Genomic DNA, 8,199 nt, shown 5'->3' with positions numbered 1-8,199 from the left:
TTTTTTTCTGACTTAGTTCTCTGATTTTTCGACATCCACTCAATGGAATCCACTGTCGAGCTATTTTTGCTTGCTTTAGTCTAAACTCCAGTTATAAGTATTAATGATGAAATCTATCCACTCCTGCTCAAAGCGATACTTCCCCTTATCTGAGCGTGTTGTAGCCAGTCCCACTAACCCTTGTTCTCGCCATTTCTGAAGTAAGCGTTCTACTTGACGAATTGATACACCCAGTTTTTGGGCAGCTTCTATCTTTTTAGTGCTGTAGGTTTTGCGATCGCATGGCTCTGTTAGGCTTTGAATTACCTCCATCCTCAGCTTTACCTGCTCTGTAATTAACTCTTCTGACGGCAATTCTCTCCCTTATTTCATCAAACTCATCCTCGATTGCGCCAACGGTGAGTTATATGTTAGGACAACGTTTCTATAAATAATTCAAAAATTTAATTAGTTCGTACAATGAATGATAAGTATATACAGTCTGGCTATTTGTGATTTTCCACAAAACTTGTTTGGATTGTGTTATCACTTCTACTGATAAGCCATTTTCATTTTGATTAACTTGGAAGCCTACACGTTTGAAAGCACGAATAGTCCATATTACGGCAATCCCCTCACCTGTTACATTAATTTCTCCTTTGTGGGATGTGTGGAGATGAAATTCTCCAGAAGCAACATCGAACTCTACGCCTTCACTTTCAAAAGTATCAGCAAATGCACCACTCAACACTAAATCTTCCGGTGCGCCAACGTGTAAAATCCCATTAGTTGCTAATAGCCAAACTTTATCCGCCAGACGCAAAGCTAAATCTAAATCGTGAGTGGAAAGAAGAATTGCCTGATTGGTTTCTCGTGCTAACTGACGCAACAATTGCATAATTTCCACCCGTCGCGGTAAATCTAGAAATGCTGTTGGCTCATCAAGTAACATGATAATAGGTGACTGAGCTAAAGCACGCGCAATCATAATTTTTTGGCGTTCACCGTCGCTTAATTCGCTAACTTGGCGTGGTGCTAAGTGTACTGCGCCTACAGATTTGATTGCCCAATGTACTATAGCTTCATCTTCAGGTGTCAAATTTCCCCACCAGTCAGTGTAAGGATGTCGCCCCAACGTCACCAAGGTGTAGGCCGATAGCATTCCTACATCAACTTTCTCAGTAAGTACCAAACTTAGACGTTTAGCTAATTCTTGCGGTGCTAAGTTATAAACATTATCTCCCAAAAGTCGCACTTCACCTGCAATTGGGAGTTGCATTCCAGCAAGCGATCGCAGTAATGTAGATTTACCCGCACCATTGGGGCCAAGTAAACAAACCAGTTCCCCCGCTTGCAAAGATACAGAAATATCCGATGCAACATACCGTACATTTTTTCCGGATGTTTTGTAACCAATAGCCAAGTTGTGAGTTGTTAAAATCGCATCATTCATGACGGAAAAGATTTTTGGGAATTACGCCGCAGAATCACCCAAGTCACAACAGGAGTTCCAATTAAAGCAGTAATTGCATTCAAAGGTAAAACCATTTGACTTACCCAAAGTTGAGAAAACAAATCTGCAAACAATGCTAAGATTGCACCCATAATTGTGACACTAGGAATTAATATCCGATGGTCGGAAGTAGTGAAAAGACTGCGACACAAATGGGGAATAGCCACACCTAGAAACGCTATCGGACCACAAAAAGCGGTAATTGCGCCTGCTAATATAGACGCAATAGTAATAATAGAAAATCTAGCTTTCTCCACTGTTAAACCTAAACTACGAGCATAAGATTCACCCAGTAAAAGTGCATTCAAAGATTTTGATTGCAACACTGCTGCCAATAAACTCAAAAGTATCACTGGAATTAAAACAACTAACTGTCTCCAAGTCACGCCAGCAAAACTACCAAAAGTCCACATGATGTAACTTTGAATACGTTCCTTTGAGCTAAACTGCAATAAAATACTTACTATTGCACTAGTAGCATAGCCAAACAATAAACCTAAAATCAATAGCGTCATTGTATCTTGCACTCGGCGAGAAACAACTAACATCATTCCTAAAACCGATGCTGCACCGAGGCTTGCAGCGATAACTAAACCAAAATCACTAATGATTCCCAAATCTGCTAATAACGTTGGTGTTGTCACACTTGTTGTTAATACAACTAACGCCACACCTAAACTTGCACCGGAACTAATTCCTAATACAAAAGGTCCCGCTAAGGGATTTTTAAATAAAGTTTGCATTTGCAAGCCACTCACACCTAAAGCTGCACCCGCTAAAGTTGCAGTTAAAGCTTTAGGTAGGCGAAATTTCAGAATAATATGAGTCCATGTCACTTTTTCTGGTTCTTGTCCGAGTAAAATTTTTATTACTTCATTAATAGGGATATCAACTGAACCTAAAGCTAAGTCTAATAAAAATGAAAAAATTAAACTTGTGACTAAAATTACACAAACTAAGGTTTTTAGAACTGTAGTCTTTAGGTATAAAGAAAAAGTTTTCTTTTTATCTTGTTCGCTTAACATTATTAATTAAGTTTGCGGTAAAAAAATAATTGATGATTAGGTAATATCTCTGAATGCAGTATTTTAATCAAGTCAGATAGAACTATATCTGGGTTACTATTACCACTTTCCCAGTAATCATTACCACCATTTACATTCACGCGAGCATTGTTATTATAAAGATTGCCTGTTTTCACAGCCTTAAAATCAGCATAGCGATTATCTTCTGCAACTAAATCTTTTAAATTTTGACAAGATTGACTAAAATTTAACCAGTAATCAGCATTGGTTGCACGTGACAAAACGACTTCAAAAGATAAAGGTAAACTACCAGAAGATTTATCATCATTCCAGAGATAGTTTGCTCCGGCATCAGCTAAATATTTAGCTACATAACTTTTACCTCCTGGCATATACCAAGTACCTTTAAAGTTGAAACCGAGAAATACTGTAGGATGGTTTTTTACAAATTTAGCTTTTTGAGCTACTTGTTCATATTTATAAGTAATTTCTTTAAATACATTTTCTGCTTGTAATTCTTTATTAAAAAATAAAGCAGTAAATTTCAGCCATTCACTTTGTCCCAAGGGTGTGTCTTCCATGTATTCAGCATTTATCCCTACTTTCAAACCCGCCTCTGTAAGTTTGGCATAGCTATCAGTTTGGGAATTGCCTGTACCAAAAGTTGTTACTAGATCAGGATTTAATTCTAATAATTTTTCTATATCTACATTGGAATTATTACCTATTTGTGCCACCTTTCCGGCTTTAATTCTCTCTATTACATCAGGTGTATTTACTTGCTTACTATTACTAATGCCAATTAGTTTATCAACTACTCCTAACTTGACTAAGTGCGGTAAATGAGTAGTAGATAGAGAGACTATGGATTTTATCGGTACTGTAATTACTTGTGTTTGATTAAATCCTTGTGGCGTAGGAGTTCCACATTGGACTAAAACATATTGAAACGTTGTTTTTGCATTCTGCCAAGGATTTTTGATAGTGACAACTTTATAATGTTTATGATATTCTACTATTAAGCCTGTTGCATGAGTAATCTTAATTTTTTTGGGAAAGTAATCAGTATTGAGGTCATAATTTTGAACGCAGCCGTTATTTGTAGTCTGAGTAGATGTGTTAATTTTTGTACTATGGCAGGCAATGATTAAAGTTGCTATTAAGAAGAATTTGCAGAAGAAAACAATAGATTTTGAATAAAATGATTTTCTCAATTTCATGGATTTTAAATACAGAAAATTAATCTGACATAGAGACGATTCAGATAAAAATAGTAACGTGAAGACAGCTAGTTTAACAAAAATAAAACCGTTTGGATATTGGCGGGAGATTTTACCAATAATAAATTAAACAGACTCTGGTGGATATATATTTTCAGACACTTTATTCCCTTTCATCAAATGTTCATTGACAATAGTTTCAGCTACATTTGAATTAACGCGAGTGTACCAAGTCCGATCATCTGAATAAAATACAACTGGCCCTAGTTGACATACTTCTAAACAACCAGATGTTCTCACTTCCACATCTACACCTGCTTTTTCAACTGCTGATTTCAAAGCATCAAATGTGGGTTGCCATTTGCGTGACGGAAGACAGCGAGTAGAAGTACAAACGGAAATATAAGAATGCTTAAGAGGATTTTTAGTGAACAGTATAGGTTTATTTCCCAATACATAAATATCTCGTAGTTCCTCATAAAGAGCTAACTTTGATAAATTAGGCTTGCCTTCTGGTAATAAATTTTCACCTTCTACATACGGATTTGGCAAGAAAATAGTCATGAGGTTTTCATCTGCACCATTCCAAAAATCGACACCCCAACTTCTAGGGATACCTTCTGCATTAAACCTTCGATAAAATGCAGCACGACTTACTTGACGTTGTTGCCTTAATTCCAAAGGAGTCTTACAATGAGGGCCACCTAAATTTGCCTCTATACATAGATGCAAATGCCAGCCTTCTGTGACTACTGTCAGATATCCATCATAGAGAATACAAATTTTGGGTGGAGCATTAAATTCTAATTCTAATACACCTCCTTGAACAATATGCCCTACCCCTACCTGTTGCCAATTTTGCTGAAATAAGGTGTAGAGTAATGACGATAAAACATCGGTACTTGAATCAAAATATTCGTATTCAATAGACCCCCCCGTAGATAAAACCTCACTCACAACCTTATTTACTGGAGTTACCCAACAATTAAACTCAGTCATTCAATAGTCTCCTGTGCGTTAGAAAAAATTCTTTTCCTTAAAACGTAGAACTCAACCCAACTTGAAAAACCCTCCCCCCATCAGGATAACCTGGAAACAACTGATAACGCTGGTCAAAGAGATTATCTACACTACTTGTAAGTATTAAGTTATCACTTAGAGGTAAGCGTATTTTGAAATCAAAAGTAGTGTACCCAGGCAAAGATTCTGTATTGGTATTGTTTATTGGATATTCACCCAAAGAATGCATCAGTATTCCAGCATATAAACCTTGACGAGTTTCATAAGAAAGTCCTGCATTTAAACTATCTGCACCAGCAAATCTTAATTCTTTATCGACTTCGGCAGAATTTGTACTTTTCAAAATCTGCGGGTCGTTTGCCGTATAACTAACAAAAGCATAGATATTCTTTGCTAGCTGCAAATTTAAAACTGCTTCGATTCCTGTAGTTTGAACCTTACCAATATTTTCGTAAGTAGCTACCGGAACAGCAAAGTTATAAGCGATTAAATCTGATATTGTATTGTTGAAATAGGTCAAGCGCAACAGACCAAAATCGCTTAGCTTCTGGTCTATTCCAATATCATAACTATCACCTTTCTCTGGACGAAGATTAGGATTACCGACGTAAGTACCGCCATTGACATATAAGTTGAAAAGATTCGGCTCACGGAAATTCTTAATATAATTAGCTCTCAGGGTGGTAGAGTCTGTAAGTGCAAGTTTTGCTCCAACACTCGGTGATGTAAAAGAGCCATTTGTCAAGCTACTAAAATCCTGGCGTAAACCTAAGTTGGCAGTGAAACTAGGAGTGAAATTAATTTCATATCTAGCGAATAGCGCTCCTTGACTAATACTATCGTTGTAAGTAAGTGTTTTTGTATCAGCAGAAAAATCGAATGTACTGTTAGTAGCTGAAACATTGCGGTAATCAAAGCCATAAACTAAGGTTTGATTATTAGTAAATTTCCAACTGTGTTGTGCTTGCAATCCATAAGAAGCTTGCCTGTTATCATATCGTGCTTGGGATGAATTGCGACTATCAAAACGAGTGTTGAGGAAATCTGCATAAACTCTTGCTGTTAGCAGTGAATCATCCCCACCTCCTAATTTTGAGTTCCAGATTAAATCAGTGAGAACTTGGTCTGTGTATTTGCGATCGCTATCAGTCAGTGAGTTAAAATAGCCTTGACCGTACAATGGTTCGGGAATCGGAACTCCTCCTGGTACTCCTTGGTCTTTGCCTAAGTACAAAGTTGAGAGAGTTAGAGTATCGCGAGAACCTAAATCCGCTTCTAACTTCATGTTGAAGTTATTGTAGAGAACATCATTATTTTCCCTAGTTCCCTCGAAATTAGCCTCTGGGATAGAAAAAGGATAGTTATTTTCAGCTTGGGTACGGTTATAACCTACAACCCAACCAATATCTCCTATTTTTCCGCTACTATTGATAGTCTGCTGATTTAATCCATACGCGCCAAAATTAATACCTGCTTGCGTTGACACTTTTTCTGTAGGACGACGAGTGATAATGTTAATCACCCCTCCAATTGCATCGGAACCATAAAGGGTAGAACCGCCACCTGGTAATACTTCGATTCTTTCAACGATATTGGTAGTAAATTCTGAAAGGTCAAAACCACCAGAACCAAGTTCGTTAATTGGTCTACCATCAAGCAAAATCAAGATTTGTGCAGAGTTAGAACCTCGAATAAATTGACCACTTAAGGCATTCACTTCCGTGCCAACTGTACCATCAGGCAAGATACCTGGAAGGAATTTGAGCGCTTCTCTGACAGTTTTAGCACCTTGGGCTTCTATTTCTGAACCTGTAATCACATAAACCGGACGGGTGGAATCTTTCACTGTCCCTTCGCGGCGAAAGGGTGAGTAAACGGGTTCATTGAGTAGTTTGCCGATGACTGTTAGTTCAATGGGGGGTTCTTTTTCTTCTGTAGAGGCTGGGGTATTTTCAGGCGTTGTTTGTGCAACTGGTTGTAAGTCTCTTGCAGAACCTTCATACTTGGGAAACTCAGATATTTGTGGAATTTGATTACCAATGGCTACGTATCCCCCACATACAATCCCATAGATTGCGGTAAAAACGAAGATTTTTGAGAAAAACTCACAACAAGTAACTACACGGGAAGTGGACATGAAACTCCTCGTTTTCAATAAATGCAGAGATTAATTTGTGCTATTGAGTTTTAAGATTTAGGCTTGAACAAGCTTGCTGCAATGCATTGCTATACCTAAATTATGGTGAATACTATTTGGATAGCAAAAAAGACTCTGTGGTATTCTTTATGGATACCCAAATTCCTATAGAACAATCCAAAATTGAGTGTCGTTACTAACAGCGAAGCGAAGTAGTAATTGCAAAGGGTACTTTGTTAAATCGATATCTGTACCCATGAAATACTTTAATTATATGTATCATCTGTGCCTCGCAGATAAGTGTTTTGTGTCTAGAGTGAGTCGGCGGGCATTCTGACTTTGAGACTACATTATCTTTGTCTCATTACAGTTGCGGGACAGCGCCGGATTTACACCGAACTTTCCCCCTTGCGTCTGATGGCTGCTCCCCATCAGAACCGACAATCATGTGTCACATTACCATAATTGGTGTATGCGTGTAAATTCAATCAATAATAATTTTGATTCTCCATATCACTTACTAGATATGGAATTATACTTGTACCCACGTTAACATGCATAAAGTAAATCCCCTAACTGTCAGTACAGGGGACTTGACGGTGATTGTAGATTTAATTTCGCCAGATATCTTATGTTCTTAAAAGACCTTTGTTAAGGCTATAAAACAGTAGTTTTGCATTTTGTTTAATCCAGATTCCTTAAGGTAGCTGGGTTAATTTCGGTTGGTCTAGATATGTATACACCAATTGAGAAACTTGACGAATAAAATCCCTACCTCTAATGTCATTGTAAGGTCTTCTCACAAAAATCCCTGCTAAGTAACGCTTGCCATTAGGCATTTCAACAATACCTGCATCCCCAATGACAAATCCAATATCCCCTGTTTTATGAGCAATTAGCGCTCCTGAACCCAAACCAGCAGCTAGCAACTTTTTGTTATGGCAATGACTTAACTCGCGTAAACCTTCCATCCATCATTGATTGTTTCTACTAATCCTATAGAATCTATTATTCCTGCTACTATGCCTAGATGGTCTATGTTCGGAATTTCAATGTCTTTAGCATTCAATATCACAACAGTATTCTCCACGTCTTCTGTTGTAATTAAATCATTTCTCTTTTTGTTATCAATTAATTTTTTTAACTATGAAGTTTTCCCTTTCTTCTGTGTTTCGTCAGAAAACTTCCTCTTCTCACCAATTCAAGAGACTTAAACCTCATCCATCTTGAAAACTGGAGTTTTTCTAGAAAACATATTACTGTGAATAAGTGGGTGTAGAGAATGAAACAGGAATGCTCAAAGTA

The 8,199-nt window shown here is 37.5% G+C and carries 6 protein-coding genes, 2 pseudogenes and 1 riboswitch; all 8 genes and pseudogenes read right to left on the bottom strand.

Annotated elements, in window-relative coordinates; translation table 11 throughout:
• Window positions 1-75: 75 nt before the first annotated feature.
• Window positions 76-354: a helix-turn-helix domain-containing protein gene (locus V7L29_RS16660; RefSeq protein WP_334736185.1), complete on the bottom strand. Its 279-nt coding sequence runs from the start codon at window positions 352-354 to the stop codon at window positions 76-78.
• Between the two features lie 70 nt (window positions 355-424).
• Window positions 425-1,432, bottom strand: coding sequence for an ABC transporter ATP-binding protein (locus V7L29_RS16655; RefSeq protein ID WP_334736184.1), 1,008 nt, complete (start codon window positions 1,430-1,432; stop codon window positions 425-427).
• Complete coding sequence (locus V7L29_RS16650; protein ID WP_334736183.1) at window positions 1,429-2,517, bottom strand: iron ABC transporter permease; 1,089 nt, start codon at window positions 2,515-2,517, stop codon at window positions 1,429-1,431. The genes V7L29_RS16655 and V7L29_RS16650 overlap by 4 nt, the downstream gene beginning before the upstream one ends.
• A 2-nt stretch (window positions 2,518-2,519) precedes the next feature.
• Complete coding sequence (locus V7L29_RS16645; RefSeq protein ID WP_334736182.1) at window positions 2,520-3,737, bottom strand: ABC transporter substrate-binding protein; 1,218 nt, start codon at window positions 3,735-3,737, stop codon at window positions 2,520-2,522.
• 126 nt (window positions 3,738-3,863) lie between these two features.
• Window positions 3,864-4,736: a (2Fe-2S) ferredoxin domain-containing protein gene (locus V7L29_RS16640; protein ID WP_334736181.1), complete on the bottom strand. Its 873-nt coding sequence runs from the start codon at window positions 4,734-4,736 to the stop codon at window positions 3,864-3,866.
• Window positions 4,737-4,773: 37 nt separating this feature from the next.
• Window positions 4,774-6,894, bottom strand: coding sequence for a TonB-dependent receptor (locus V7L29_RS16635; RefSeq protein WP_334736180.1), 2,121 nt, complete (start codon window positions 6,892-6,894; stop codon window positions 4,774-4,776).
• A gap of 306 nt (window positions 6,895-7,200) precedes the next feature.
• A riboswitch (cobalamin riboswitch) is annotated at window positions 7,201-7,351 on the bottom strand.
• Between the two features lie 241 nt (window positions 7,352-7,592).
• Window positions 7,593-7,832, bottom strand: a pseudogene (locus V7L29_RS16630) (serine hydrolase); the annotation flags it as partial.
• Between the two features lie 35 nt (window positions 7,833-7,867).
• A pseudogene (locus tag V7L29_RS16625) lies at window positions 7,868-7,969 on the bottom strand (DUF4277 domain-containing protein); the annotation flags it as partial.
• Window positions 7,970-8,199: the final 230 nt, after the last annotated feature.

The sequence above is a fragment of the Nostoc sp. genome (assembly GCF_036916575.1).
Taxonomy (GTDB): Bacteria; Cyanobacteriota; Cyanobacteriia; order Cyanobacteriales; family Nostocaceae; genus Nostoc.
The sequence above is the reverse complement of the archived record's forward strand: the minus strand, read 5'-3'. Positions and strand labels throughout refer to the sequence as shown.

Coding starts and splice junctions, on each gene's coding strand:
- V7L29_RS16650 (WP_334736183.1), bottom strand. CDS start 2,517: ATGTTAAGCGAACAAGATAAAAAGAAAACTTTTTCTTTATACCTAAAG.
- V7L29_RS16635 (WP_334736180.1), bottom strand. CDS start 6,894: ATGTCCACTTCCCGTGTAGTTACTTGTTGTGAGTTTTTCTCAAAAATC.
- V7L29_RS16655 (WP_334736184.1), bottom strand. CDS start 1,432: ATGAATGATGCGATTTTAACAACTCACAACTTGGCTATTGGTTACAAA.
- V7L29_RS16640 (WP_334736181.1), bottom strand. CDS start 4,736: ATGACTGAGTTTAATTGTTGGGTAACTCCAGTAAATAAGGTTGTGAGT.
- V7L29_RS16645 (WP_334736182.1), bottom strand. CDS start 3,737: ATGAAATTGAGAAAATCATTTTATTCAAAATCTATTGTTTTCTTCTGC.